This window comes from Enterobacter chuandaensis (assembly GCF_003594915.1).
GTDB classification, from domain to species: Bacteria; Pseudomonadota; Gammaproteobacteria; order Enterobacterales; family Enterobacteriaceae; genus Enterobacter; species Enterobacter chuandaensis.
In genome coordinates, this window is sequence record NZ_QZCS01000015.1 from 21,626 (window position 1) to 48,272 (window position 26,647).

The window sequence follows — 26,647 nt, forward strand, 5'->3', positions numbered from 1 at the left end:
CGATCCGCCTCGACATTTCACACCGGCGATGCATTACGCAAAACGTCACAACCTGTGAGTGAAATCTCACTTTTAGCGTCACATTACATTTGTCCAGTTTTTGGCAGTTTTGTCACATGGCGCGCTTCATCCTCACGCTCGTATGCTGTTTCGCATCATTGACGATTGGTTTCAGGAGTGTGTATGGCTCTGGTAGTGGAATTTACCTGTGAATTGCCCAACGGCGTTCACGCGCGTCCGGCAAGTCATGTGGAAACGCTGTGCAATACGTTTGTCTCGCAAATCGAGTGGCATAACCTGCGTACGGATCGTAAAGGCGATGCTAAAAGCGCACTGGCATTGATTGGTACCGATACGCTGGCGGGCGATCCCTGCCGTCTGGCGATCTGCGGTGAAGACGAGCAGCATGCCCATCAGCGGCTGGAACAGTGGCTGAGAGAGGAGTTCCCGCATTGCGACGCACCGCTTGAAGGCGTTATCAGCACGGAGCTGGAGCCCTTACCAGAATCACTGACACGCCTGAACCCGACGCTTTTTCGCGCCACTCCGGTATGCAGCGGCAGTGGGCAGGGCATCCTGACGGTACTGGCCTCGCTGGATCTCAACGTCCTGACCGATTTACCCGACGCACAAAGCGTGGAAGCTGAGCAATCGGCGCTGGATACCGGTCTGACGCTGCTGGTCAAACACATTGAGCTGCACGCGCTGGAGGGCGACAGCACCGCCAGCGCCATTCTTGAAGCCCATCGCTCGCTGGCTACGGATACCTCACTGCGCCAGCACCTGCTGTCCGGGGTCAGCCGGGGCTTAAGCTGCGCCCAGGCCATCATCGCCACGGCGAACCATTTCTGCGATACGTTCTCTCGTTCCAGCAGCGCGTATTTGCAGGAACGTGTGCTGGACGTGCGCGACGTCTGCTATCAGCTTTTACAGCATATTTACGGTGAAACGCGTTTCCCGTCTCCGGGGCAGCTGACGCAGCCGAGCGTTTGCCTTGCTGACGACCTTACTCCCGGCCAGTTCCTGGAACTGGATAAAACCATGCTCAAAGGGCTGCTGTTAAAAAGCGGCGGAACCACCTCGCACACCGTGATACTCGCACGCTCCTTCAATATTCCCACTCTGGTCGGCATCGACAGTGAGAGCCTGCTGCAGTGGCGCAATACACCCGTCTTTGTCGACGGCAATGCCGGTGCGGCCGTAGTCAATGCCAGCGATGCGGTGATGCGCTACTATCAACAAGAAGCGCGGGTACAACAGGCGATACGCGAGCAGCAGCGCATCTGGCTCGATCGTGAAGCCAGAACCGCCGACGGTCTGCGTATAGAAATTGCCGCGAACATCGCCCACGCGGTGGAAGCCCAGGGGGCATTTGGCAACGGCGCCGAGGGCGTGGGCCTGTTCCGCACTGAAATGCTTTATATGGACCGCACCAGCGCGCCCGGCGAAAACGAGTTGTACAACATTTTCTGTCAGGCACTGGAGAGCGCAAACGGGCGGAGCATTATTGTGCGCACCATGGATATTGGCGGCGATAAGCCGGTGGAGTATCTGAATATTCCGGCAGAGAACAATCCGTTCCTTGGATACCGCGCCGTGCGCATATATGAAGAGTATTCAACGCTTTTCACCACCCAGCTTCGGGCGATCCTGCGCGCCTCGGCTCACGGCAACCTGAAGATCATGATCCCAATGATCTCCTCAATGGAAGAGATCCTGTGGGTGAAAGAAAAACTCGCCGAAGCGAAACAACAGCTTCGCAATGAACATATTCCTTTTGATGAGAAAATCCCGCTCGGCATTATGCTGGAAGTGCCTTCGGTGATGTTCATCATCGATCAGTGCTGCGAAGAGATTGATTTCTTTAGCATTGGCAGCAATGACCTGACGCAGTATCTGCTGGCCGTCGACCGCGACAACGCCAAAGTCACACGCCATTACAACAGCCTGAACCCGGCGTTCCTGCGCGCGCTGGATTACGCGGTGCAGGCCGTGCATCGCCAGGGGAAATGGATTGGCCTCTGCGGTGAACTGGGCGCGAAAGGGTCAGTACTGCCGCTACTGGTAGGTCTTGGGCTGGACGAGTTAAGCATGGGCTCGCCTGCCATTCCCGCCACCAAAGCACGCCTGGCGCAGCTTGATAGCCGCGCCTGTCGCCAGCTGCTGAACCAGGCCATGGCGTGTCGCACATCGCTCGAAGTGGAGCACCTGCTCGCCCAGTTCCGCATGAATCAGCAGGATACGCCGCTGGTAACGCCACGCTGTATCTCTCTGGATAACGACTGGAACAGCAAAGAAGAGGTCATGAAAGGGATGACCGATAACCTGCTGCTCGCCGGGCGTAGCCGCTATCCGCGCAAGCTGGAAGCCGATCTGTGGGCCCGCGAGGCCGTCTTCTCCACCGGGCTGGGTTTTGGTTTCGCCATTCCACACAGCAAATCAGAGCATATCGAGCAATCCACCATTAGCGTTGCACGCCTGAAATCTTCGGTCATGTGGGGCGATGAGGAGGCACAGTACATCATCATGCTGACGCTAAACAAACACGCCGCCGGCGACCAGCATATGCGTATTTTCTCCCGCCTGGCACGTCGCATCATGCATGACGATTTTCGTAGCGCGCTGGTTCACGCCAGCTCCGAAGAGGCTATCGCCTCCCTGTTAGAACACGAGTTAGAACTTTAATACGAGGAAGAGTAATGGAACTGTACCTGGATACCGCGAACGTGGCAGAAGTGGAACGTCTTGCGCGCGTCTTCCCCATTGCGGGCGTCACCACCAACCCAAGCATCATTGCCGCCAGCCGTGAATCCATCTGGGATGTGCTGCCGCGCCTGCAAAAAGCCATCGGGCCGGACGGCACGCTGTTTGCCCAGACCATGAGTCGGGATGCAGAAGGCATGGTGGCGGAGGCCAAACGCCTGAGCAATGCCATTCCGGACATCGTGGTGAAAATCCCGGTGACGGCTCAGGGGCTTATCGCGATTAAAGCACTGAAAAAAGAAGGCATTACCACGCTGGGCACCGCCGTTTACAGCGCCGCGCAGGGTTTACTGGCCGCGCTGGCAGGCGCGAAATATGTCGCGCCGTACGTCAACCGCGTCGACGCGCAGGGCGGCGACGGTATTCGCATGGTGCAGGAGCTGCAATCCCTGCTTGAACTGCACGCCCCGGAGAGCATGGTGCTGGCCGCCAGCTTTAAAACCCCGCGTCAGGCGCTGGACTGCCTGCTTGCCGGGTGCGAGGCGATCACGCTTCCCTTAGACGTAGCGCAACAAATGCTCGGCACGCCAGCGGTAGAGTCAGCCATAGAGAAGTTCGAGCAGGACTGGAAAAACGCGTTTGGTAACCTCAACCTCTAAGGGAGAAATGTTATGGACCGTATTATTCAATCGCCAGGGAAATACATCCAGGGCGCTGATGTGCTCACCCGTCTCGGCGACTACCTGAAGCCGGTGGCAAATCGCTGGCTGGTTGTGGGCGATAAATTTGTGCTGGGTTTTGCCGAAGAAACTCTGCGTCAGAGTTTTAAACAAGCCGAACTGCATGCCGAAATCGCGCCGTTTGGCGGCGAATGTTCGCAAATTGAAATCGATCGCCTGAAAAAGCTGGCCGATAGTGCCGACTGCCTCGCGGTGCTGGGTATCGGCGGCGGTAAAACGCTGGATACCGCCAAAGCGCTGGCCCACTTTATGGACGTGCCGGTCGCCATTGCACCAACAATTGCCTCCACCGATGCACCGTGTAGCGCCCTCTCCGTGATTTACACCGACAGCGGCGAGTTCGACCGCTATCTGATGCTGCCACACAACCCGAACATGGTTATCGTCGACACCAAAGTGGTGGCGGGTGCGCCGGCACGTCTGCTGGCCGCCGGGATTGGCGATGCGCTGGCAACCTGGTTTGAAGCACGCGCCTGCTCGCGCAGCGGTGCCACCACCATGGCGGGCGGCAAGTGCACGCAGGCGGCGTTAGCGCTGGCGGAACTGTGCTACAACACGCTGGTTGAAGAGGGTGAGAAGGCGATGCTCGCAGCGGAACAGCACGTGGTGACGCCTGCTCTGGAACGCATTATCGAAGCCAACACTTATCTGAGCGGCGTGGGCTTTGAAAGCGGCGGGCTGGCGGCGGCTCACGCCATTCACAACGGCATGACGGCGGTGCCGGATGCGCATCACTTCTACCACGGTGAAAAAGTGGCATTCGGTACGCTGACGCAGCTGGTGCTGGAAAATGCACCGGTTGAGGAGATCGAAACCGTCGCGGCGCTTTGCCACAGCGTTGGTCTGCCAATCACGCTGGCACAGCTGAATATCAAAGAGGATATTCCGGCCAAAATGCGTCTGATCGCGGAAGCCTCCTGCGCCGAAGGGGAAACCATTCACAACATGCCGGGCGGCGTGACGCCGGATCAGGTCTATGCGGCGCTGCTGGTCGCTGACCAGTATGGGCAACGCTTCCTGCAGGAATGGGAGTAAATAGGGTGAATAAAAATCCCCGCATCAGCGGGGATTTTTTTGCCCGTAGGCCGGATAAGCGTTAGCGCCACCCGGCACAATGGTTACTGCAGGTCAAACCGATCCAAATCCATCACCTTCGCCCATGCGGCAACGAAGTCACGGACAAACTTCTCGTGTGCGTCGCTGCTGGCGTAAACTTCGGCCAGCGCGCGCAGGACGGCGTTCGAGCCGAAGACCAGGTCGGCGCGGGTCGCGGTGTATTTCACTTCACCGCTGGCGCGATCGCTACCGGCAAACAGCTCGTTTGAATCGTCTGTCGCTTTCCACTGGGTATTCATATCCAGCAGGTTCACGAAGAAGTCGTTGCTCAGCACGCCCTCGCGGTCGGTGAACACGCCATTCTTACCGCCATCAAAGTTTGCACCCAGTACGCGCAGACCGCCGATCAGCACAGTCAGCTCAGGCGCGGTCAGGGTCAGCTGCTGGGCCTTATCTATCAGCAGTGACTCGGTGGTGGACACATCCACCTGCGCACGGTAGTTGCGGAAGCCGTCGGCAATCGGCTCGAGCAAATTAAACATCTCGATATCCGTCTGGTCCTGACGCGCATCGACGCGGCCCGGGGTGAACGGCACGGTAACGTAAACGCCCGCGGCTTTCGCCGCCTGCTCAACGCCCACAACGCCCGCCAGCACGATGATATCGGCCAGTGAGGCTTTATTAGTGGTGCGCTGAATAGCTTCCAGAGCCGGTAACGCACGAACCGCCGCAGCGTTCACATCCCAGTCGCGCTGAGGTGCCAGCGCCAGACGCGCGCCGTTGGCACCGCCGCGCTTGTCGCCGCCGCGGAAGGTTGACGCAGACGCCCAGGCAACGGAAACCAGTTCGCTCACAGAAAGGCCAGAGGCCGCGATTTCCGCTTTCAGGCTTTCAATATCTTCCTGCGTCGGATGGAACACCGCCTGCGGCAGCGGATCCTGCCAAATCAGATCTTCTTTCGGCACTTCCGGGCCAATGTAACGGGATTTCGGCCCCATATCGCGGTGGGTCAGTTTGAACCAGGCGCGCGCGAAGGCTTCGTTGAAGGCCTGCGGATCGTTCAGGAAGCGGCGAGAAATTTTCTCGAATTCCGGGTCAAAACGCAGCGTCAGGTCAGTGACCAGCATGGTTGGCTTACGTTTTTTCGACGGGTCGAACGGGTCAGGCATGATTTCCGGCGCATCCACGGCTTCAAACTGAATCGCACCCGCCGGGCTGCGGGTCTGCACCCATTCGTATTTGAACAGGTTCTCGAAGAAGTAGTTGCTCCACTGGGTCGGGGTTTGAGACCAGATGACTTCCAGACCGGAGGTGATGGCGTCAGCGCCAATACCGGTGCCGTGCGTACTTGCCCAGCCCAGGCCCTGCGCTTCAATCGGCGAGGCTTCCGGATCGGTGCCTACGTGCGTGGCTTCACCCGCACCGTGAGTTTTACCGAGCGTGTGACCACCTGCAATCAGCGCGACGGTCTCTTCATCGTTCATGCCCATGTTGCCAAAGGTGGCGCGGATCGCCGCCGCCGCAGACAGCGGTTCACCGCTGGCGTTTGGCCCTTCCGGGTTCACGTAAATCAGGCCCATTTCGGTGGCCGCCAGCGGGCGCTTCGCCAGCGCTTCCGGGTCACGGTGGGTCAGCCAGGCTTTTTCATCACCCCAGTTCACGTCCAGATCCGGTTCCCAGACGTCTTCACGCCCGGCGCCAAAACCAAAGGTGCGGAAGCCGGAGTTTTCCAGCGCCACGTTACCCGCGAGGATAAACAGGTCGGCCCAGGAAATTTTTTGTCCGTATTTTTGCTTGATTGGCCACAGCAGGCGGCGCGCTTTATCCAGGCTGACGTTATCAGGCCAGGAGTTCAGCGGCGCAAAGCGCTGTTGGCCGCGTCCGGCACCGCCGCGTCCGTCCACGGAGCGGTAAGTACCTGCCCCGTGCCAGGCCATGCGAATAAACAGACCCGCGTAGCTACCCCAGTCGGCTGGCCACCACGGTTGAGAGTCGGTTAACAGGGCTTTGAGATCGCCCTTGAGGGCGGAATAGTCGAGCTTGCTGAATTCTTTGCGGTAGTCGAAGTCTTCACCCAGCGGGTTCGAACGGTTGGAATGTTGATTTAGAAGATCGATGCGGAGTTGTTTAGGCCACCACTCTTTGCTGCCGGTACCTGCCCCCGCGCTGTGATCGACGCCGCCCTGATGGAACGGACATTTGCCGGCGGATGCCGCGTTATTGGTCTCGTCTGACGTGCTCATCGCTATGCTCCCTTTACAGTGATACCGTTACGATATACACCACTAGCAATAAGATATAGTTGAATTAATCCACAGATTCGATAGTTAATACCTTTTAACTTTTTATCTGATTAAAAAGCCCTCACTTTGTGAGGGCTTTTTGCTGATTACGCCGGACGAACGCCCAGCGTATGACAGATGGCGTAGCTCATCTCCGCGCGGTTAAGCGTATAGAAGTGGAAGTCTTTCACCCCTTCACGGCTTAAGATCTTCACCATGTCCATCGCGATGTTGGCCCCCACCAGCTTGCGGGTTTCCGCATCGTCGTCCAGCCCTTCGTACATTTTGGACATCCACAGCGGAATGCGTACGTTGGTCATATCGGCAAATTTCTTCGCCTGTTTGAAGTTAGAGACCGGCAGAATGCCCGGGATGATTTCGACGTCGATACCTGCCGAGACGCAGCGGTCTCGAAAGCGCAGGTAGCTTTCCACGTCAAAGAAGAACTGGGTGATAGCGCGGTTAGCACCGGCGTCCACCTTACGCTTCAGGTTAAGCAGATCCGCCTGGGCGCTTTTCGCTTCCGGATGAACTTCAGGGTAGGCGGCCACAGAGATATCGAAGTCGGCCACCTCCTTCAGCAGCCCGACCAGATCGGCCGCATACATTTCTGGCTTGCCGCTGCCGGGAGGGAGATCGCCGCGCAGGGCAACGATATGGCGGATACCGTTGTTCCAGTAGTCCTGGGCAATGGCGCGCAGCTCATCACGGGTGGCGTCGATACAGGTCAGGTGCGGTGCCGCTTCCAGACCGGTTCTGTCCTTAATGCCTTTAATAATGCTGTGCGTACGGTCACGCTCGCCGGAGTTCGCACCGTAGGTCACGGAGACAAACTTCGGTTTCAGGCTGCTCAGGCGATCGATAGAGCTCCACAGGGTTTGCTCCATTTCACTGGTGCGCGGCGGGAAAAATTCAAAAGAGACGTTAATCTGGCCGTTTACTTCGGCCAGGCTCTGATTCAGTGCTTCCCGCTGGTTGGCGTGAAAAAAGCTCATACCTTACCTCTATCTTTCGCGTGTCGTTGTCTGTTTTGTCGTGAACTTCTATACGTTTAGACGTCCAGATGTAAAAATGACGGAAAAGCGGCGTGACGTCAACAGAAATAATCACATTAACGGTGAGGTTTGCTCAGGAAAGATGAAGAGAGTTCATGATGGGATGAGGAGGCCCCTCACCCCGGCCCTCTCCCCTTTGGGGAGAGGGTTAGGGTGAGGGGGAGAGATTACAGCAGCTTAGCCAGACGGTTAATATCAGACTGGATCGCCCCGGCGGTGACGTCGCGCCCCGCGCCCGGACCGCGGATCACCAGCGGGTTATCGCGGTACCAGCGGCTTTCAATGGCGAAGACGTTATCGCACGGCAGCAGCGCCGCCAGCGGATGGTCAGGACGTACCGCCTCGACACCCACGCGCGCCTTACCGTTCGCCTCGAAACGCGCCACGTAGCGTAGCACCAGCCCCATCTCGTTTGCCGCTTCCAGACGCTGCACCATCTGATCATTCAGCTCGTCGCCGTTTTCAAAGAAGTGATCAACGGACCCTTCCTCGCAGCCCGCAGGCACCAGCGACTCGACGCGTACGGAATCCGGCTCGATGTCATAACCGGCTTCGCGCGCCAGGATCACCAGCTTGCGCATCACGTCTTTACCGGAGAGGTCAACGCGCGGATCGGGCTCGGTTAAGCCCTGCTGCCACGCCTGATCCACCAGGTCGGTGAACGGTACGGTACCGTCAAACTGCAGGAACAGCCAGGAGAGCGTGCCGGAGAAGATACCGCTCAGCGCCAGAATGCTGTCGCCGCTTTCAATCAGGTCGCGCACGGTGTGGTTTACCGGCAGGCCCGCACCAACGGTGGCGTTATAGAGCCAGTGGCGACCCGTTTTTTCAAACGCGTCGTGGATCTGACGGTATTTATCGGTGCTGCTCGCCCCCGCCAGCTTGTTGGCGCTGATGACGTGGAAACCGTGGCTGGCGAAATCCAGATACTGATCGGCAAGCTGTTCGCTGGCGGTGACGTCCAGCACGACCAGATCGTCATACGGGTGCGCGCGCATCCACAGGAACAGCGACTCTTCATCCTGCTCGACCGCTTCATCGTTGAAGAAGGCCAGCGCCCGACTGGCGTCCAGCCCTTCGTAGTTCAGCAGGCTGCGGCGGCTGTCCACCACGCCCGCAAGAATAAATTCAAACCCAGTACGCGCCGAAAGCGTCACCTGCTCACGAGCAAACAGCTCCAGCCAGCGGGAACCGATGTTGCCTTTACCAAACAGCACCAGGCCGATACGTTTTTCCGCGCGGAACAGCGAGGTGTGCAGACCCTGAATCAGGCTTTCGGTTGGGCCTTTACGCAGTACGGCGACCAGGCTGATACCCTCTTCCGACTGCCAGGTGAACTCAACCGGCTGGCCTTTCAGCTGCTGCCAGAAGCGGTGGCAGTGGAGCGGGTTACGGGTGACGCCCGCGCCCACCATCGCCACCAGCGCCAGACCCTGACGCAGGCGAAGCTCGCCCGGCAGGCCCGCTTCATCGAGAATTTTCAGCGCGCTGTCCGCCACTTCAGCGGTATAGCAGAACTGCAGTAGCTGACGATCATTGTGAACGCCAACGGCCAGCGGACGCACCTGGGCGCGTTTCAGGATCGTGTCGATATCTTTATGCGCCAGTCTGAAGTCCTGACCCGCAGGAACCTGGAACTCAATCAGGCAGATGTCGTCGTGGCTGGTGACAATACGCGCGCCCGTGCCGGATGCCAGCACGCGCTCGATGCGGGTGGAACCCTGGTCCGGCGTGTAGCTACAGCGCAGCTGCAGGTCGATATCGCTGCCGGAAACCGGCTGCAGCGTGCGGGCGTGCAGCACCGGTGCCGCCAGACGCGCCAGCTCGCTGGCTTCGTCGAGACGCAGCAGCGGCAGAAGGCAGGCATCTTTCACCTTACGCGGGTCCGCGCTGTAGACACCGGCCACGTCGCTCCAGATGGTGACGCGGGATACGCCCGCCAGGGCACCAATTTGCGTAGCCGAGTAGTCCGAGCCGTTACGGCCCAGCAGCACGGTTTCGCCCGCATTGCTACGGCTGATAAAGCCGGTGACGACGATACGTTTACCGGGGTGCTGCACCAGCAGTTGTTGCAGCAGCGGATAGGACAACCCTTCGTCCACCTGCGGCTGCGCGGCACGTTCGGCACGCAGGAAATCACGCGCGTCGAGCCAGGCCGCGTCCACACCGAGATGTTGCAGCACGGCGGCCATCAGGCGCGCGGACCACACTTCACCATGGCCCACCACTTCGGCATAGACCGCGTCGGTAATGCCGCTGTCCAGCAGGGCGGCCAGACGCTCAAGGTCATGCGTGAAGGCGCTGATCAGCCCGTCCGCCACGTCCGCAGGCAGCAGGCCGGCAATCAGCTCGCTCTGGTAACGACGCAGTGACTGTTGCACCTGATGCGCAGAAAGGCGATCGGTCTGGCTCAGTTTCAGCCAGCTGATCAACTGGTTGGTGGTGCTGCCCGCCGCCGAGACAACCATCATGTCACCCGGCTGTGAATACTCGGTCATGATCCCTGCAACGCGCAGGTAACACTTCACATCAGCAAGACTACTACCACCAAACTTGTGCAGCTGACGACCCTTCGCCCCTGCCTGCGCTATCACACTCATGATTACCCCTTGGCTGCGACCCGGAAGCCATTTTCCAGATCGGCAATTAAATCTTCAGAATCTTCAATACCGGTCGAGATACGCAGCAGCGTCTCGGAAATGCCGGCGGCGGCACGTGCTTCCGGTGCCATACCTGCGTGCGTCATGGTTGCGGCGTGGGAGATCAAGCTTTCAACCCCACCTAATGATTCCGCCAGCGTAAACAATGACAGCCCGCTCAGGAAGCGACGCAGCGTTTGCTCGTCACCGTCCAGTTCAAAACTTAACATCGCGCCAAATCCTTTCTGCTGACGCGCGGCAATCTCGTGCCCCTGATTTTCCGGCAGCGACGGGTGATAAAGCTTCTTCACCAGCGGCTGGGTTTTCAGGAAATCGACAATCGCCTGGGCATTACGCTGCGCTACTTCCATACGCGGCGACAGCGTGCGGATGCCGCGCAACAGCAGATAGCTGTCGAACGCGCCCGCGGTGACGCCAATGTTATTGGCCCACCATGCCAGTTCCGTGACAACGTCGGGATCTTTAGCAATCACCACGCCCGCCACCACGTCAGAATGGCCGTTCAGATATTTAGTACATGAATGCAATACCAGATCCGCACCCAGTGCTAACGGGTTCTGAAGGGCCGGACTGAGGAAGGTATTATCCACTACACTTATCGCTCCCGCATCCCTTGCGAGCTGACAAATTTTCGCAATGTCGACAACGCGCAACAATGGGTTGCTTGGACTTTCCACCAGAACCAGCTTCGGCTTCTCGGCCAGCGCCTGTTTTAGCGCCTGCTCGTCGTTTTGGTCGACAAACAGCACGCGGTAGCAGCCGCGCTTTGCCAGGCTGTCAAACAGACGGTAGCTGCCGCCGTAGCAGTCGTGCGGCGCAACCAGCAGATCGCCCGGTTTCAGGAATACCGTCGTCACCAGGTGGATGGCAGACATGCCCGTATTGGTTAATACTGCCCCTGCGCCCCCTTCCAGCTCCGCCAGCGCACGCTGGGTCACGTCACGCGTAGGGTTGCCACGACGCGAGTAGTCATGCGCGCGGGGTTCATTAAATCCGGTGAAATTGTAAGTACTGGAAAGATGAATCGGCGGGACAACGCAGCCGTACTGCTCGTCATCGTTCAATCCGCTACGCACTGCGATGGTGGCCTGTTTACGCGTCATGGTGAGGGCTTCCTGGCGAATAAGGTGAAATGTCAGGCACCAGAGTAAACATTGATGATATGGACGTCAATACATCTGGACATCTAAACTTCTTTGCGTATAGATTGAGCAATGCGCAAATAGCCGTTAAAATTATATGCTTTAGGACACGCTGCAGCGGCAATATCCGTGCCACGGTATCGTCTCTACGGTAAACTATGCAGGTTTGCGGTTCAAAATCGGTGGTTACAGGTTTTGCACCTTTAGATTAATGACTGAGAGGATTAAAGGTATCTCATGGCTGAATGGAGCGGCGAATATATCAGCCCATACGCTGAGCACGGTAAGAAGAGTGAGCAAGTAAAGAAAATTACGGTTTCCATTCCTCTGAAGGTGTTGAAGATCCTCACCGATGAACGTACGCGTCGTCAGGTGAACAACCTGCGTCACGCAACCAACAGTGAACTGCTTTGCGAAGCGTTTCTGCATGCGTTTACCGGCCAACCGTTGCCGAACGATGACGATCTGCGCAAAGAGCGCAGTGACGAAATCCCGGAAGAGGCGAAGGTGATCATGCGTGAACTGGGTATTGACCCGGAGACGTGGGAATACTGAGTTGCGGATACAAAAAAGGCACCTTGCGGTGCCTTTTTTTCGGGAAACTTATTTAGCGCCCGGGATGCTGAAACGCTTGTTGAAGCGGTCAACACGGCCACCGGTTGCAACATCACGCTGCTTACCAGTGTAGAACGGGTGGCATTTGCCGCACACGTCCAGGTTCAGATCGTGACCCACGGTGGAGCGGATCTGGATAGAGTTACCGCAAGAGCAGTTTGCAGTAATCATTTCGTATTTCGGGTGAATATCTTTTTTCATGGGAGAACCTCAGTTAAGGCCGCGTCGCTCTTCCAGCCCTAACGCCAGACACCACGCGATGTTGAATGTAATTTCTCTGGCGTAATATACACCAAAGGCGGCGAATCATACAGAATTTGACCAGCGTATGCAAACTGATCCGCACGCCGCTTTCACTAATGTGTATACTAACGCGCCACTTTTCAAGTCAGGAAGATTCGATGCCCGTCGCTCACGTTGCCCTGCCCGTTCCGCTTCCCCGCACCTTTGACTACCTGCTGCCCGACAGCATGAACGCCAAAGCGGGCTGTCGCGTGACCGTGCCGTTTGGCAAACAGCAGCGCGTGGGGATCGTCGTCTCCGTCAGCGACAAGAGCGAACTGCCGCTTAACGAACTGAAGTCGGTCGTTGAGGTGCTGGACAGCGAGCCGGTTTACTCCACCAGCACCTGGCGACTGCTGCTGTGGGCGGCGGATTATTATCATCACCCGATTGGCGATGTTCTGTTCCACGCCCTGCCGATTATGCTGCGCCAGGGCAAGAGCGCCAGCCATGCGCCGATGTGGTACTGGTTTGCCACCGAGCAGGGTCAGGCCGTGGACATCAACAGCCTGAAACGATCGCAGAAACAGCAGCAGGCGCTGGCCGCACTACGTCAGGGGAAAATCTGGCGGCACCAGGTCGACGAGCTTGAGGTCAGCGAAACCGCGCTACAGGCCTTAAGAAAGAAAGGGCTGAGCGAGCTGGCCAGCGAAGCGCCCGCACTTTACGACTGGCGCGACGGCTTCTCCGTCTCGGGCGATCGCCTGCGCCTGAACACCGAGCAGGCTACCGCCGTAGGGGCGATTCACAGCGCCTCGGACCATTTTTCCGCCTGGCTGCTGGCGGGCGTGACGGGCTCGGGCAAGACGGAAGTCTACCTGAGCGTCCTGGAAAACGTACTCGCGCAGGGTAAACAGGCGCTGGTGATGGTGCCGGAAATCGGCCTGACGCCGCAGACCATTGCCCGCTTCCGCGAACGCTTTAACGCGCCGGTTGAGGTACTGCACTCCGGGCTGAACGACAGCGAGCGCCTTAGCGCCTGGCTGAAAGCGAAAAACGGCGAAGCGGCGATTGTGATTGGCACCCGCTCGTCGCTGTTTACGCCGTTTAAAAATCTTGGCGTTATCGTGATCGACGAAGAGCACGACAGCTCCTATAAACAGCAGGAAGGCTGGCGCTATCACGCTCGCGACCTGGCGGTCTACCGCGCGCACAGCGAGCAGATCCCTATTATTCTCGGATCCGCCACGCCTGCGCTCGAAACGCTGCACAACGTGCGCCAGCGTAAATACCACATGCTGCGCCTGACGCGTCGCGCGGGGAATGCCCGCCCGGCCATTCAGCACGTGCTGGATCTCAAAGGTCAGCAGGTCCAGGCCGGGCTCGCGCCTGCCTTAATTACCCGCATGCGTCAGCATTTGCAGGCGGGGAACCAGGTGATCCTGTTCCTGAACCGTCGCGGATTTGCCCCCGCCCTGCTGTGCCACGACTGCGGCTGGATTGCCGAATGCCCGCGCTGCGACCACTACTACACCTTCCACCAGGCCCAGCGTCATCTGCGCTGCCACCACTGCGACAGCCAGCGCCCGGTGCCGCGCCAGTGCCCGTCGTGCGGTTCCACGCATATCGTGCCGGTCGGTCTGGGCACGGAACAGCTGGAGCAGGCCCTTGCACCCTTCTTCCCGGACGTGCCCCTGTCCCGAATCGACCGGGATACCACCAGCCGCAAAGGCGCGCTGGAACAGCAGCTGGCGGAGGTACATCGCGGCGGCGCGCGCATTTTGATTGGCACCCAGATGCTGGCCAAAGGGCACCACTTCCCGGACGTGACGCTGGTCGCTCTGCTGGACGTTGACGGCGCGCTGTTCTCGGCAGATTTCCGCTCCGCCGAGCGTTTTGCCCAGCTTTATACCCAGGTGGCAGGGCGTGCCGGTCGCGCGGGGAAACAGGGAGAAGTGGTGCTGCAAACGCACCACCCTGAACATCCGCTGCTGCAAACCCTGTTGCACAAAGGCTATGACGCCTTTGCCGAGCAGGCGCTGGCTGAGCGCCAGACCATGCAGCTGCCGCCGTGGACCAGCCACGTCATCATCCGCGCGGAAGATCACAACAATCAGCAGGCGCCGCTTTTCCTGCAGCAGCTGAGAAACCTCCTGCAGGCCAGCCCGCTGGTGGATAATCAGCTGTGGATCCTGGGCCCGGTGCCGGCGCTGGCGCCAAAGCGCGGTGGACGTTTCCGCTGGCAAATTTTACTCCAGCACCCGTCGCGCGTTCGCCTGCAGCACATCGTCAGCGGCACGCTGGCGCTCATCAACACTCTGCCGGAAGCGCGTAAAGTGAAGTGGGTGCTGGATGTCGATCCCATCGAAGGCTGAAGACGGATCGAAAAATTTAACGCGCCTCACACTTTTTATGAAAATTCTGTAACCGATTCCATTAACTATCTGTAAAAATGGTGATGTCCGCAGTTCGGTGTTCAGGCGAGGAGAAGACGTTGAAGTCCAGGAAAGAGGTTGCCACGGCGACCATGAAAGACGTTGCCGAGAAAGCACAAGTCTCAACGGCAACCGTGTCCCGCGCATTAATGAACCCGGATAAAGTCTCCCAGGCGACCCGCAACAAGGTCGAGCAGGCGGCCCTGGAAGTGGGTTATTTCCCGCAGGCTATGGGGCGGAACATCAAGCGCAATGAGTCGCGGACGATTCTGGTGATTGTGCCGGATATCTGCGATCCCTTCTTCAGCGAGATCATTCGCGGCATCGAAGTAACGGCGGCAGAGCAAGGCTATCTGGTGCTGATTGGCGACTGCGCCCACCAGAACCAGCAGGAAAAAACCTTTATCGACCTCATTATTACCAAGCAGATTGACGGCATGCTGCTGCTTGGCTCGCGCCTGCCGTTTGATGCCAGCATCGAAGAGCAGCGCAATTTACCGCCGATGGTGATGGCCAACGAATTTGCACCCGAGCTGGAGCTGCCGACGGTGCATATCGATAACCTGACGGCCGCGTTCAACGCGGTGAACTATCTTCAGGAGCTGGGGCATAAGCGCATTGGCTGCATTGCCGGGCCGGAAGAGATGCCGCTCTGTCACTATCGCCTGCAGGGCTATGTTCAGGCGCTGCGCCGGACCGGTGCGATTGTCGATCCGCACTACATCGCGCGCGGCGATTTTACTTTCGAAGCGGGCGGACAAGCGCTGGAGAAACTGCTGGCGCTGCCGGAACCGCCGACAGCAGTGTTCTGCCACAGCGACGTGATGGCACTGGGCGCGCTGTCTCATGCTAAACGCCGTGGCTTACGCGTGCCAAAAGACCTGTCGATTATCGGCTTCGATAATATTTCGCTTTCAGAGTTTTGCGATCCGCCTCTCTCTACCGTTTCACAACCGCGCTATCAGATTGGCCGTGAAGCGATGCTGCTTTTACTGGATCAGCTGCAGGGTCAAACGGTTAGCAGCGGCTCGCGGTTACTGGACTGCGAGCTGATTGTTCGCGGCTCTACCCAGGCATTGACTTAAAGTAAACGCCTTTCGGACACCCTTATCTGGTCAAAGCCCCGCCGCTTAAGTAACATGGCGGGCTGACGAACGAATAAATACAGCGAAACGATAGTGGCACAACGAGATTATGTACGTCGCGGCCAGCCGGCACCTTCGCGACGCAAAAAGAGCAGTTCAAAAAGCAAGCAGCGTAATCTGCCTGCGGTCTCGCCAGCAATGGTCGCTATTGCTGCGGCCGTGCTGGTGGCCTTTATTGGTGGCCTGTACTTCATCACGCACCATAAAAAAGAAGAGTCCGAGGCGCTTCAGGGCAACAAAGTGGTGGGAAACGGTCTGCCGCCGAAACCTGAAGAGCGCTGGCGCTACATTAAAGAGCTGGAAAGTCGTCAGCCTGGCGTGCGCGCACCTACCGAGCCTTCAGCCGGTGGTGAAGTGAAGAATGCCGATCAGCTGACGGACGAACAGCGCCAGCTGCTGGCACAGATGCAGGCCGATATGCGCCAGCAGCCGACACAGCTGAATGAAGTACCGTGGAATGAACAAACGCCAGCGCAGCGTCAGCAAACGTTGCAGCTGCAGCGCCAGCGCCAGGCACAAATTCAGCAGCAGCAACAACAGCAGTGGACGCAAACTCAGCCGGTACAGCAGCCGAAGGCCCAGCCATACCAGCAGCCGCAGCAGCAGACGCGCACGGTGCAGTCGCAGCCGGTACAACAGCCAAAAGCGCAGCCGCAAAAACAAGCGGCGCAGCCGTATCAGGATCTGCTCCAGACGCCAGCGCATACCACCGCGCAGCAGCCGAAAACACAGCAGGCCGCACCGGTGACCAAAGAAACCGAAGCGCCGAAGCAGACGGCTGAGAAAAAAGACGAGCGCCGCTGGATGGTGCAGTGCGGTTCGTTTAAAGGTGCCGAGCAGGCGGAAACGGTACGTGCTCAGCTGGCCTTTGAAGGATTTGACTCACGCATTACCACCAACAACGGCTGGAACCGCGTGGTGATTGGCCCTGTCAAAGGCAAAGAAAATGCCGACGGCACTATCTCCCGTTTGAAAGTGGCGGGTCACACAAACTGCATTCGACTCGCCTCCGGGGGTTGAAACCCCCAAATTCCCCCCCATCTATCATTTAATTCAGCCCTGAGCACAGGCTCAGGGCTTCTGTTTCCCGAATTTGTAACCAGGGGGTCTGCTCGTGACAACAATAGTAAGTGTACGCCGTAACGGCCAGGTGGTAATTGCCGGTGATGGCCAGGCCACGCTGGGTAATACCGTCATGAAAGGCAACGTGAAGAAAGTCCGTCGTCTTTATAACGACAAAGTGATCGCCGGTTTCGCAGGCGGCACGGCGGATGCCTTCACGCTGTTTGAACTGTTTGAACGCAAACTGGAAATGCACCAGGGTCATCTGGTGAAAGCCGCCGTTGAGCTGGCAAAAGACTGGCGTACCGACCGCATGCTGCGCAAGCTCGAAGCGCTGCTGGCCGTGGCCGATGAAACCGCCTCGCTGATCATCACCGGTAACGGTGACGTGATTCAGCCGGAAAACGACCTGATTGCCATCGGCTCTGGCGGCCCTTATGCCCAGGCTGCAGCCCGCGCGCTGTTGGAGAATACCGACATGAACGCGCGTGATATCGCGGTGAAGGCGTTGGATATTGCAGGTGATATCTGCATTTATACCAACCACAACCACACCATCGAAGAATTGACCTCCAAAGCGTAAGGATCTCCCATGTCTGAAATGACCCCACGCGAAATTGTCAGCGAACTGAACAAACATATCATCGGCCAGGATAACGCCAAGCGTTCCGTGGCTATCGCCCTGCGTAACCGTTGGCGCCGCATGCAGCTCGACGAAGAGCTGCGCCACGAAGTCACACCGAAAAACATTCTGATGATCGGCCCGACCGGCGTTGGTAAAACCGAAATCGCTCGTCGCCTGGCGAAGCTGGCGAACGCGCCGTTCATCAAAGTGGAAGCCACCAAGTTCACCGAAGTGGGCTATGTAGGTAAAGAAGTGGACTCCATCATCCGCGATCTGACCGACTCGGCGATCAAGATGGTGCGCGTCCAGGCGATTGAGAAAAACCGCTACCGCGCGGAAGAAATGGCGGAAGAGCGCATTCTCGACGTGCTGATCCCACCGGCAAAAAACAACTGGGGGCAGGCTGAACAGCAGGCTGAGCCTTCAGCCGCGCGTCAGGCGTTCCGCAAAAAACTGCGTGAAGGCCAGCTGGACGACAAAGAGATTGAGATCGACCTCGCGGCTGCGCCGATGGGTGTGGAAATCATGGCGCCTCCGGGCATGGAAGAGATGACCAGCCAGCTGCAGTCCATGTTCCAGAACCTGGGCGGTCAGAAACAGAAAGCGCGTAAGCTGAAAATCAAAGACGCGATGAAGCTGCTGATTGAAGAAGAAGCGGCGAAGCTGGTGAACCCGGAAGAGCTGAAGCAGGACGCCATCGACGCGGTTGAGCAGCACGGTATCGTATTTATCGATGAAATCGACAAAATTTGTAAGCGCGGCGGCAACAGCTCCGGCCCGGACGTGTCCCGCGAAGGCGTTCAGCGCGACCTGCTGCCGCTGGTTGAAGGCTGCACCGTCTCTACCAAGCACGGTATGGTGAAAACGGACCACATTCTGTTTATCGCTTCAGGGGCGTTCCAGGTTGCCAGCCCGTCAGATCTGATCCCGGAACTGCAGGGTCGTCTGCCAATCCGCGTTGAGCTGCAGGCGCTGACCACCGAAGATTTCGAACGTATCCTGACCGAGCCAAACGCCTCTGCCACCGTGCAGTACAAAGCGCTGATGGCGACCGAAGGCGTGAACCTCGAGTTCACCGAAGACGGTATCAAACGTATCGCCCAGGCCGCATGGCAGGTCAACGAAACCACCGAGAACATCGGTGCGCGTCGTCTGCATACCGTGCTGGAACGCCTGGTGGAAGATATCTCTTATGATGCGAGCGACCTCAACGGTCAAACCATTACCATTGACGCAGATTATGTGAGCAAACATCTGGATGCGTTAGTGGCAGATGAAGATCTGAGCCGTTTTATCCTATAATCGCGGTTATTGCATTCTCATCACTGTTAATGGGGGCTAAGGCCCCCATTTTTATTGGCTAAATTACTATGACTGATATCAGCCGTACTCAGGCGTGGCTCGAAAGTCTGCGCCCTAAAACGCTTCCTCTGGCCTTTGCCGCGATTATCGTCGGCACCGCCCTTGCCTGGTGGCAGGGTTATTTTGATCCGCTGGTCGCCGCGCTGGCATTGATTACTGCCGGCCTGCTGCAAATTCTCTCCAATCTTGCTAACGACTACGGCGATGCGGTGAAAGGCAGCGATAAGCCCGATCGTATCGGGCCGCTGCGCGGGATGCAGAAAGGGGTGATTACCCAGGCACAGATGAAACGCGCGCTGATTATCACCGTGGTGCTGATTTGCTTATCCGGCCTGGCGCTGGTGACGGTCGCCTCGAAAACCACCAGCGATTTCATTGGCTTCCTGGTGCTGGGCCTGCTCGCCATTATCGCGGCGATTACATACACCGTTGGCACGCGGCCTTACGGGTATATTGGCCTCGGTGATATCTCCGTGCTGGTGTTCTTCGGCTGGCTGAGCGTGATGGGAAGCTGGTACCTGCAGGCGCATACCGTTATCCCTGCCCTGTTCCTGCCCGCCACCGCCTGCGGCCTGCTGGCGACGGCGGTGCTCAATATTAACAACCTGCGCGACATCGACAGCGATCGTGAGAACGGTAAAAACACGCTGGCGGTACGTCTGGGGCCGGTCAATGCGCGCCGCTATCATGCCTGCCTGCTCATCGGCGCGCTGGTGTGTCTGGCGCTGTTTAACCTGATCTCCTTGCAGAGTTTGTGGGGCTGGCTGTTTGTCCTTGCCGCACCGCTGCTGATTAAGCAGGCCCGCTTTGTGATGCGTGAACTCAGCCCATCCGCCATGCCGCCGATGCTTGAACGTACGGTAAAAGGCGCGTTGCTGACTAACCTGTTGTTCGTCATCGGGATTGTCTTAAGCCAGACGCTGCGTTAACTGACAAATATCAATTAACAATTGATGATTTTGCCAACAACGCATTTCGCACGATATACTGAACACATTCGCAGCAACTGAGCGTTAAACCTATGAAATACGATACCTCCGAGCTATGTGACATCTATCAGGAAGATGTCAACGTCGTTGAACCGCTGTTCTCCAACTTTGGTGGACGGTCGTCGTTTGGCGGACAAATCATCACGGTGAAATGTTTCGAGGATAACGGGTTGCTGTACGATCTGCTCGAACAGAACGGCCGTGGCCGCGTTCTGGTGGTCGACGGCGGCGGTTCCGTGCGTCGCGCATTGATTGACGCGGAACTGGCCGGAATTGCCGCCCAGAACGAGTGGGAAGGCATTGTGGTATACGGCTCCGTGCGCCAGGTAGACGATCTCGAAGACCTTGATATCGGAATTCAGGCCATCGCGGCCATTCCGGTAGGCGCTGCGGGTGACGGCATCGGCGAAAGCGACGTGCGCGTTAATTTCGGCGGCGTGACCTTCTTCTCCGGAGATCATCTCTACGCTGATAATACCGGCATTATCCTGTCCGAAGATGCGCTGGATATCGAGTAGCAAGACAGTCAGCGTGAACCATAAAAAAACCGCCATCAGCAATGTGGCGGTTTTTTTGTCCCTCGGGATTCGCGGTCCGTTGGGAAGTCTTGCAACCTTTAACCAGGATTTTTATCTTACCCTGGTTCAAACCTCAGGTAACCCCATCGACCCTTTATAAATTCCTAATTATCTGTGAGGACCTTAACTATGCAGCTATTGCTCATTATGATGCTGCTGCGTCCCTTTCCGCCATCTCGCAAATGGGCATCGGTCCAGGGAAAGGTATATTCACAACCGTATAGCAACCTTTAACCGGGCTTGTGTCCACCGACTTATCACCGGTGGTGAACGGTGGAGCGGTTAGCTGCAGGGACCGCATAATGAAACGCTATTTATGTATCGCGTTCATTGTCGCCAGCGTACTCGTGGTAAAGAGCGATGAACCGAGTGGATTTGTTGCTTTTGTTATGACAGCGCAGGACAAGTAGCGTTAAGGCCGCCTTTGGCGGCCTTTTTTATGGTTGTCGCCGACTGACATCAAACCATAAAAAAAGCCGGGTGGCGGCTTCGCCTTACCCGGCCTGTTCAGTTCATCCCAATGGGAATTAAACCTCTTCCATACGTCCCAGCAGCGCCTGCAGGCGATCCTGCCAGCCGTTCTGCTGTTCGCGCAGCTGGTTGTTTTCGCGCTCCAGTTCTTCACGGCCGTGCTGAGCGTTCTGAACTTCCTGCGCCAGGCTGTTGTTCTTCTCTTTCAGCTCTTCAATTTCCATCTGCAGCAGCGTGATGGTGTCAATCGCCTGCTGTACTTTCGATTCCAGTTTCTCAAACACTTCTAAAGACATGATCCTACCTCTCCTGAATTGCAAGGCGACGCTTTAACGTAAACGCGCACAACATATGTTCCGATTGTATGGAGCCCTGCCGCGCCTGTCCAGCGGCATGCCACGCAGATCGCGGTTTGCAACACTTTTCGGCCTCGTCCTGGTGCGTTCGCGGCATATACCTCTAAGTTGTTAACTCATTCGTTAAAGAAATGATTCAGCTCACGGTTCGTAACTGACGTAAAAACGCGCTTTATGGCGCGAAAACGCTCATTTTATTGACGCAGACCACACATTTTGATTTCGATATTTCTCGTTTTTGCTCGTTAACGATAAATTAACACTATGTCTACAGGACATCGTGGCTGTCACGGGCGGCCACGCTAACAACAAACATCAATTTCTTCAGGATTCCGATTATGAGTCAGACATCAACCTTAAAAGGCCAGTGCATTGCCGAGTTCCTTGGTACCGGGTTGTTGATATTCTTCGGAGTGGGTTGTGTCGCTGCACTAAAAGTGGCGGGTGCCAGTTTTGGTCAGTGGGAAATCAGTATCATCTGGGGTCTGGGCGTGGCGATGGCTATCTACCTGACTGCAGGGGTCTCTGGTGCACATCTTAACCCGGCGGTGACAATCGCACTGTGGCTGTTCGCGTGCTTCGACGGACGCAAAGTTGTTCCTTTCATTATTTCTCAATTTGCCGGCGCGTTTTGCGCAGCGGCGTTAGTTTACGGGCTTTATTACAATCTTTTCATCGACTTCGAACAGACGCATCATATGGTTCGCGGCAGCGTCGAAAGTCTGGATCTGGCAGGCATCTTCTCAACCTACCCTAACCCGCATATCAATTTTGTGCAGGCGTTCGCAGTTGAAATGGTGATTACCGCTATTCTGATGGGCGTTATCCTGGCGCTGACCGACGACGGAAACGGCATTCCGCGCGGCCCGCTGGCACCCCTTCTGATTGGCCTGCTGATTGCGGTGATTGGCGCATCCATGGGCCCGCTGACCGGCTTCGCGATGAACCCGGCGCGTGATATCGGACCCAAAGCGTTTGCCTTTATCGCAGGCTGGGGCGACGTGGCCTTCACCGGCGGCAAAGACATTCCTTACTTCCTGGTTCCGCTGTTTGCGCCGGTTGTCGGGGCTGCGCTGGGCGCATTTAGCTACCGCAAATTAATTGGTCGCCACTTACCGTGCGACACCTGTGTGGACGAGGAGAAGGAGACGACTTCTACCACACAACAAAAAGCTTCGCTGTAATCTGACTACGGGACACATACCATGACCGAAAAAAAATATATTGTTGCGCTCGACCAGGGCACTACCAGCTCCCGCGCTGTCGTAATGGATCATGACGCGAACATTGTCAGCGTGTCTCAACGTGAATTTGAGCAAATTTATCCCCGTCCAGGCTGGGTAGAACACGACCCGATGGAGATCTGGGCGTCACAAAGCTCCACGCTGGTCGAAGTGCTGGCGAAAGCCGACATCAGCTCCGACGAGATTGCCGCGATTGGTATTACCAACCAGCGTGAAACCACGGTGGTGTGGGAACGCGAAACCGGTAAGCCTATTTACAACGCCATCGTCTGGCAGTGCCGCCGTACTTCAGAGATCTGCGAACAGCTTAAGCGCGACGGAATGGAAGAGTACGTGCGTAGCGCCACCGGCCTGGTGGTTGACCCGTACTTCTCCGGCACCAAAGTGAAGTGGATCCTCGACCACGTGGAAGGTTCACGCGAGCGTGCAAAACGCGGCGAGCTGCTGTTCGGGACCGTCGACACATGGCTTATCTGGAAGATGACCCAGGGACGCGTTCACGTTACCGACTACACCAACGCCTCGCGTACCATGCTGTTCAACATCAATACCCTGGAGTGGGATGACAAGATGCTGGACGCGCTGGACATTCCGCGCGCGATGCTGCCTGAAGTGCGTAAGTCTTCAGAAGTGTACGGCCAGACCAACATCGGCGGTAAAGGCGGCACCCGTATTCCTATCGCCGGTATTGCCGGTGACCAGCAGGCGGCACTGTTCGGCCAGCTGTGCGTCAAGGAAGGGATGGCGAAGAACACCTACGGTACCGGCTGCTTTATGCTGATGAACACTGGCGAGAAAGCGGTGAAATCAGAAAACGGTCTGCTGACGACCATCGCCTGCGGCCCGCGCGGTGAAGTGAACTATGCGCTGGAAGGTGCGGTGTTCATGGCGGGTGCATCCATCCAGTGGCTGCGCGACGAGATGAAGCTTATCAGCGATGCGTTCGACTCCGAGTACTTCGCCACCAAAGTGAAGGATACCAACGGCGTGTACGTGGTACCTGCGTTTACCGGTCTGGGCGCACCATACTGGGATCCGTATGCCCGCGGCGCGATTTTCGGTCTGACGCGTGGTGTGAATTCTAACCACATTATTCGCGCCACCCTGGAATCTATCGCCTACCAGACGCGCGACGTACTGGAAGCGATGCAGGCTGACTCCGGCATCCGTCTGCACGCCCTGCGCGTGGACGGCGGCGCGGTGGCTAACAACTTCCTGATGCAGTTCCAGTCCGACATTCTGGGCACCCGCGTTGAGCGCCCTGAAGTGCGTGAAGTGACGGCGCTGGGCGCGGCGTACCTTGCCGGTCTGGCGGTTGGCTTCTGGCAGAACCTGGACGAGCTGCAGGAAAAAGCGGTCATCGAGCGCGAATTCCGCCCGGGCATCGAAACCACCGAGCGTAACTTCCGCTACAGCGGCTGGAAGAAAGCGGTGAAACGCGCCCTGGCGTGGGAAGAGCACGAAGAGTAAGACAAAACACTCACCCCTCACCCCGGCCCTCTCCCCAAAGGGGAGAGGGTTAGGGTGAGGGGCTCCGACCGCACCGGTCCCTCCCCCCTCCCCACTCTGTGATAAACTTCGTGCAATTCCTTTTGACTGTACGAGTCCCTCATGAAACGTGAACTTGCTATCGAGTTTTCCCGCGTCACCGAAGCGGCCGCCCTCGCAGGCTATAAATGGCTGGGTCGTGGCGACAAAAATACCGCAGACGGCGCGGCCGTCCATGCCATGCGCATTGTGCTTAACCAGGTCAACATCGACGGCACCATCGTCATCGGCGAAGGCGAGATCGACGAAGCGCCAATGCTCTACATCGGTGAAAAAGTCGGTACCGGCAAAGGCGATGCCGTGGATATCGCGGTGGACCCGATCGAAGGTACCCGCATGACGGCGATGGGCCAGGCCAACGCGCTGGCGGTGCTGGCCGTGGGCGATAAAGGCTGCTTCCTCAACGCGCCGGATATGTATATGGAAAAGCTGATAGTCGGTCCTGGTGCGAAAGGTGCAATCGACCTCAGCCTGCCGCTGGATGCTAATCTGCGCAATATCGCGGCGGCGCTGGGTAAACCGCTCAATGAACTCACTGTGACTATTCTGGCAAAACCGCGCCACGACGCCACCATCGCGTACCTGCAGGCACTCGGCGTGCGCGTGTTTGCTATCCCTGATGGTGACGTTGCCGCCTCCATTCTGACATGCATGCCGGACAGCGAAGTCGACGTGCTTTAAGGTATCGGCGGCGCGCCGGAAGGCGTGGTCTCTGCGGCGGTGATCCGCGCCCTGGACGGCGATATGCAGGCGCGCCTGCTGCCGCGTCATGAGGTGAAAGGTGACAGCGACGAGAACCGTCGTATCGGTGAGGACGAGCTGGCACGCTGCGCAGCGATGGGCATCGAAGCCAATAAAGTGCTGGCGCTGAACGACATGGCGCGCAGCGATAACGTGGTCTTCTCCGCAACCGGCATCACCAAAGGCGACCTACTGGACGGCATCACCCGCAAGGGCAACATGGCGACCACTGAAACCCTGCTGATCCGCGGTAAATCGCGCACCATTCGCCGCATTCAGTCTATCCACTATCTCGACCGCAAAGACCAGAATGTGCAGACGCACATTCTGTAAAACCGTTTGACCGATAGAGCTTTCCGGCCCGAAGGGGCTGGAAATGTTTCCCACAAGTACGGAAGATAGAACAGAGAAACAGCACAGGAGAAGATCATGGCGGACTGGGTAACAGGTAAAGTCACAAAGATAGAATTCTGGACCGATGCGCTATTTAGTCTCACCCTGCATGCTCCCGTGCACCCGTTTAAGGCCGGGCAATTTGCCAAGCTGGGGCTGGATGTCGACGGCGAGCGCGTGCAGCGCGCCTATTCTTACGTTAACGCGCCGGATAACCCGGACCTCGAGTTCTATCTGGTCACCGTCCCGGACGGCAAGTTGAGCCCGCGTCTTGCCGCCCTTAAGCCCGGCGACGATGTGCAAATTGTGAGTGAAGCGGCAGGTTTCTTTGTGCTCGAAGAGATCCCGGATTGCGATACCCTCTGGATGCTGGCGACCGGCACGGCCATCGGCCCGTATCTCTCTATCTTGCAGTACGGTAAGGATCTGGAGCGCTTTAAAAACATCGTGCTGGTTCACGCCGCGCGCTATGCCGCAGATTTAAGCTATCTCCCGCAGATGCAGGCGCTGGAACAGCAGTACGGCGGAAAGTTAAAGATTCAGACGGTAGTCAGCCGCGAAACCGTAGCAGGAACGCTTACCGGTCGCGTACCGGCGTTAATTGAGAGTGGCGCACTGGAAGAAGCGGTGGGCTTACCGATGACAGCCGAGACCAGCCACGTCATGCTGTGCGGTAACCCGCAGATGGTCCGAGACACGCAGCAGCTTCTGAAGGATACCCGGCAGATGACGAAACATCTTCGCCGCCGACCGGGCCATATGACCGCCGAACACTACTGGTGATCAGCGGTATTTCACCTCGACGGTGTCTTTACCGTATTTGTTTTCGCTCTGGGTGCCGATAAACGCGCCCAGATCGACAATCATCATCACGAAGATGACCGACGGCAGCAGCCTGCCCACGACCCACGGCAGGATGGACGGCAACATCGACCAGTTCCCTGCCACCAGCATCCACGCCAGTACGATCAGAAATGCCCACGCGCCGGAACGTCCGCGATCGTGCAGGCGCTTCACCACGACAGCCGCCGTTGGCCATAGCAGGCAAACCAGCGCGAAGGCCGCCGTTTGCGTGCTCAGCCAGGCGTTGTAAGCAACGAAAAACAGAAGCAGCATGGCGACGACCCACGTTACCATCCATACCCAGAAATCACGGCGTCCAATACGCCCTTTGAATGAAAACAGCCACTGCTGTATGGTCATGTAAGGTTCCTTATTATCAT

General features: G+C 57.5%; 21 protein-coding genes and 1 pseudogene. 15 read left to right on the plus strand and 7 right to left on the minus strand.

All coding sequences use genetic code 11. The annotated features are described in order from the left end of the window. Window positions 1-183 precede the first annotated feature (183 nt). The 3 genes from ptsP to gldA are packed head-to-tail and all read left to right on the plus strand — an operon-like array spanning window position 184 to window position 4,478. Entirely contained in the window at window positions 184-2,685 is a 2,502-nt protein-coding gene (gene ptsP / locus D5066_RS19045; RefSeq protein ID WP_119916906.1) for a phosphoenolpyruvate--protein phosphotransferase, read from the plus strand. A 14-nt stretch (window positions 2,686-2,699) separates the two neighbouring features. Further along, entirely contained in the window at window positions 2,700-3,362 is a 663-nt protein-coding gene (gene fsa / locus D5066_RS19050; protein ID WP_119916907.1) for a fructose-6-phosphate aldolase, read from the plus strand. A 12-nt stretch (window positions 3,363-3,374) separates the two neighbouring features. After that, complete coding sequence (gene gldA, locus D5066_RS19055) at window positions 3,375-4,478, plus strand: bifunctional L-1,2-propanediol dehydrogenase/glycerol dehydrogenase (protein ID WP_119916908.1); 1,104 nt, start codon at window positions 3,375-3,377, stop codon at window positions 4,476-4,478. An 83-nt stretch (window positions 4,479-4,561) separates the two neighbouring features. On the opposite strand, the gene katG is transcribed toward gldA, so the two are convergent. From katG to metB, 4 genes are all read right to left on the minus strand, one after another. Next, a complete protein-coding gene (katG, locus tag D5066_RS19060) occupies window positions 4,562-6,742 on the minus strand; it encodes a catalase/peroxidase HPI (RefSeq protein ID WP_119916909.1) in 2,181 nt (726 codons plus the stop codon). 146 nt (window positions 6,743-6,888) lie between these two features. Continuing rightward, window positions 6,889-7,776 carry a methylenetetrahydrofolate reductase gene (gene metF, locus D5066_RS19065; RefSeq protein WP_080330332.1) on the minus strand — a complete coding sequence of 296 codons (888 nt, stop codon included), beginning with the start codon at window positions 7,774-7,776 and terminating at the stop codon, window positions 6,889-6,891. Window positions 7,777-8,003: 227 nt separating this feature from the next. Continuing rightward, a complete protein-coding gene (locus D5066_RS19070; protein ID WP_041911800.1) occupies window positions 8,004-10,436 on the minus strand; it encodes a bifunctional aspartate kinase/homoserine dehydrogenase II in 2,433 nt (810 codons plus the stop codon). Window positions 10,437-10,438: 2 nt separating this feature from the next. After that, entirely contained in the window at window positions 10,439-11,599 is a 1,161-nt protein-coding gene (gene metB / locus D5066_RS19075; protein ID WP_014885697.1) for a cystathionine gamma-synthase, read from the minus strand. 276 nt (window positions 11,600-11,875) lie between these two features. On the opposite strand from metB, the gene metJ reads away from it, so the two are divergent. Continuing rightward, entirely contained in the window at window positions 11,876-12,193 is a 318-nt protein-coding gene (metJ, locus tag D5066_RS19080; protein ID WP_003862042.1) for a met regulon transcriptional regulator MetJ, read from the plus strand. A 48-nt stretch (window positions 12,194-12,241) separates the two neighbouring features. Here metJ and rpmE read toward each other — a convergent pair whose 3' ends face one another. Beyond that, window positions 12,242-12,454: a 50S ribosomal protein L31 gene (gene rpmE / locus D5066_RS19085; protein ID WP_003862040.1), complete on the minus strand. Its 213-nt coding sequence runs from the start codon at window positions 12,452-12,454 to the stop codon at window positions 12,242-12,244. Between the two features lie 200 nt (window positions 12,455-12,654). Here rpmE and priA point away from each other — a divergent pair, with 200 nt between their 5' ends. From priA to rraA, 7 genes are all read left to right on the plus strand, one after another. After that, the gene (gene priA, locus D5066_RS19090) at window positions 12,655-14,850 is read left to right on the plus strand and encodes a primosomal protein N' (protein ID WP_119916910.1); all 2,196 of its coding nucleotides are present in this window, start codon (window positions 12,655-12,657) and stop codon (window positions 14,848-14,850) included. 119 nt (window positions 14,851-14,969) lie between these two features. Beyond that, window positions 14,970-15,995, plus strand: a complete 1,026-nt coding sequence (gene cytR, locus D5066_RS19095) for a DNA-binding transcriptional regulator CytR (RefSeq protein WP_119916911.1) — start codon at window positions 14,970-14,972, stop codon at window positions 15,993-15,995. A 93-nt stretch (window positions 15,996-16,088) separates the two neighbouring features. Then, complete coding sequence (ftsN, locus tag D5066_RS19100) at window positions 16,089-17,075, plus strand: cell division protein FtsN (RefSeq protein WP_080330328.1); 987 nt, start codon at window positions 16,089-16,091, stop codon at window positions 17,073-17,075. Between the two features lie 94 nt (window positions 17,076-17,169). Further along, the gene (gene hslV, locus D5066_RS19105; protein ID WP_014072345.1) at window positions 17,170-17,700 is read left to right on the plus strand and encodes an ATP-dependent protease subunit HslV; all 531 of its coding nucleotides are present in this window, start codon (window positions 17,170-17,172) and stop codon (window positions 17,698-17,700) included. A 9-nt stretch (window positions 17,701-17,709) separates the two neighbouring features. Next, complete coding sequence (hslU, locus tag D5066_RS19110) at window positions 17,710-19,044, plus strand: ATP-dependent protease ATPase subunit HslU (protein ID WP_028014840.1); 1,335 nt, start codon at window positions 17,710-17,712, stop codon at window positions 19,042-19,044. 68 nt (window positions 19,045-19,112) lie between these two features. Continuing rightward, the gene (gene menA / locus D5066_RS19115) at window positions 19,113-20,033 is read left to right on the plus strand and encodes a 1,4-dihydroxy-2-naphthoate polyprenyltransferase (protein WP_119916912.1); all 921 of its coding nucleotides are present in this window, start codon (window positions 19,113-19,115) and stop codon (window positions 20,031-20,033) included. A 92-nt stretch (window positions 20,034-20,125) separates the two neighbouring features. Next, window positions 20,126-20,611 carry a ribonuclease E activity regulator RraA gene (rraA, locus tag D5066_RS19120; RefSeq protein ID WP_048210859.1) on the plus strand — a complete coding sequence of 162 codons (486 nt, stop codon included), beginning with the start codon at window positions 20,126-20,128 and terminating at the stop codon, window positions 20,609-20,611. A gap of 587 nt (window positions 20,612-21,198) precedes the next feature. Here the strand turns inward: rraA and zapB are convergent. Further along, window positions 21,199-21,438, minus strand: coding sequence for a septal ring assembly protein ZapB (gene zapB, locus D5066_RS19125; protein ID WP_010436935.1), 240 nt, complete (start codon window positions 21,436-21,438; stop codon window positions 21,199-21,201). Window positions 21,439-21,836: 398 nt separating this feature from the next. Between zapB and D5066_RS19130 the strand changes: the two genes are divergently transcribed. From D5066_RS19130 to fpr, 4 genes and pseudogenes are all read left to right on the plus strand, one after another. Beyond that, window positions 21,837-22,682, plus strand: a complete 846-nt coding sequence (locus D5066_RS19130; RefSeq protein ID WP_080330325.1) for an MIP/aquaporin family protein — start codon at window positions 21,837-21,839, stop codon at window positions 22,680-22,682. Window positions 22,683-22,703: 21 nt separating this feature from the next. Next, window positions 22,704-24,212, plus strand: coding sequence for a glycerol kinase GlpK (gene glpK, locus D5066_RS19135; protein WP_062936027.1), 1,509 nt, complete (start codon window positions 22,704-22,706; stop codon window positions 24,210-24,212). A 141-nt stretch (window positions 24,213-24,353) separates the two neighbouring features. Continuing rightward, window positions 24,354-25,364: pseudogene (gene glpX, locus D5066_RS19140) on the plus strand (class II fructose-bisphosphatase). A 96-nt stretch (window positions 25,365-25,460) separates the two neighbouring features. Further along, window positions 25,461-26,207 carry a ferredoxin--NADP(+) reductase gene (fpr, locus tag D5066_RS19145; RefSeq protein WP_080330323.1) on the plus strand — a complete coding sequence of 249 codons (747 nt, stop codon included), beginning with the start codon at window positions 25,461-25,463 and terminating at the stop codon, window positions 26,205-26,207. Here the strand turns inward: fpr and D5066_RS19150 are convergent, their stop codons facing one another. Continuing rightward, complete coding sequence (locus D5066_RS19150; RefSeq protein WP_119916913.1) at window positions 26,208-26,627, minus strand: DUF805 domain-containing protein; 420 nt, start codon at window positions 26,625-26,627, stop codon at window positions 26,208-26,210. Between the last annotated feature and the right edge of the window lie 20 nt (window positions 26,628-26,647).

Excerpts from the sequence above, each read along its gene's own strand:
- ptsP (WP_119916906.1), top strand. The coding sequence starts at position 184 with ATGGCTCTGGTAGTGGAATTTACCTGTGAATTGCCCAACGGCGTTCAC.
- fsa (WP_119916907.1), top strand. The coding sequence starts at position 2,700 with ATGGAACTGTACCTGGATACCGCGAACGTGGCAGAAGTGGAACGTCTT.
- gldA (WP_119916908.1), top strand. The coding sequence starts at position 3,375 with ATGGACCGTATTATTCAATCGCCAGGGAAATACATCCAGGGCGCTGAT.
- katG (WP_119916909.1), bottom strand. The coding sequence starts at position 6,742 with ATGAGCACGTCAGACGAGACCAATAACGCGGCATCCGCCGGCAAATGT.
- metF (WP_080330332.1), bottom strand. The coding sequence starts at position 7,776 with ATGAGCTTTTTTCACGCCAACCAGCGGGAAGCACTGAATCAGAGCCTG.
- D5066_RS19070 (WP_041911800.1), bottom strand. The coding sequence starts at position 10,436 with ATGAGTGTGATAGCGCAGGCAGGGGCGAAGGGTCGTCAGCTGCACAAG.
- metB (WP_014885697.1), bottom strand. The coding sequence starts at position 11,599 with ATGACGCGTAAACAGGCCACCATCGCAGTGCGTAGCGGATTGAACGAT.
- metJ (WP_003862042.1), top strand. The coding sequence starts at position 11,876 with ATGGCTGAATGGAGCGGCGAATATATCAGCCCATACGCTGAGCACGGT.
- rpmE (WP_003862040.1), bottom strand. The coding sequence starts at position 12,454 with ATGAAAAAAGATATTCACCCGAAATACGAAATGATTACTGCAAACTGC.
- priA (WP_119916910.1), top strand. The coding sequence starts at position 12,655 with ATGCCCGTCGCTCACGTTGCCCTGCCCGTTCCGCTTCCCCGCACCTTT.
- hslU (WP_028014840.1), top strand. The coding sequence starts at position 17,710 with ATGTCTGAAATGACCCCACGCGAAATTGTCAGCGAACTGAACAAACAT.
- menA (WP_119916912.1), top strand. The coding sequence starts at position 19,113 with ATGACTGATATCAGCCGTACTCAGGCGTGGCTCGAAAGTCTGCGCCCT.
- rraA (WP_048210859.1), top strand. The coding sequence starts at position 20,126 with ATGAAATACGATACCTCCGAGCTATGTGACATCTATCAGGAAGATGTC.
- zapB (WP_010436935.1), bottom strand. The coding sequence starts at position 21,438 with ATGTCTTTAGAAGTGTTTGAGAAACTGGAATCGAAAGTACAGCAGGCG.
- D5066_RS19130 (WP_080330325.1), top strand. The coding sequence starts at position 21,837 with ATGAGTCAGACATCAACCTTAAAAGGCCAGTGCATTGCCGAGTTCCTT.
- glpK (WP_062936027.1), top strand. The coding sequence starts at position 22,704 with ATGACCGAAAAAAAATATATTGTTGCGCTCGACCAGGGCACTACCAGC.
- fpr (WP_080330323.1), top strand. The coding sequence starts at position 25,461 with ATGGCGGACTGGGTAACAGGTAAAGTCACAAAGATAGAATTCTGGACC.
- D5066_RS19150 (WP_119916913.1), bottom strand. The coding sequence starts at position 26,627 with ATGACCATACAGCAGTGGCTGTTTTCATTCAAAGGGCGTATTGGACGC.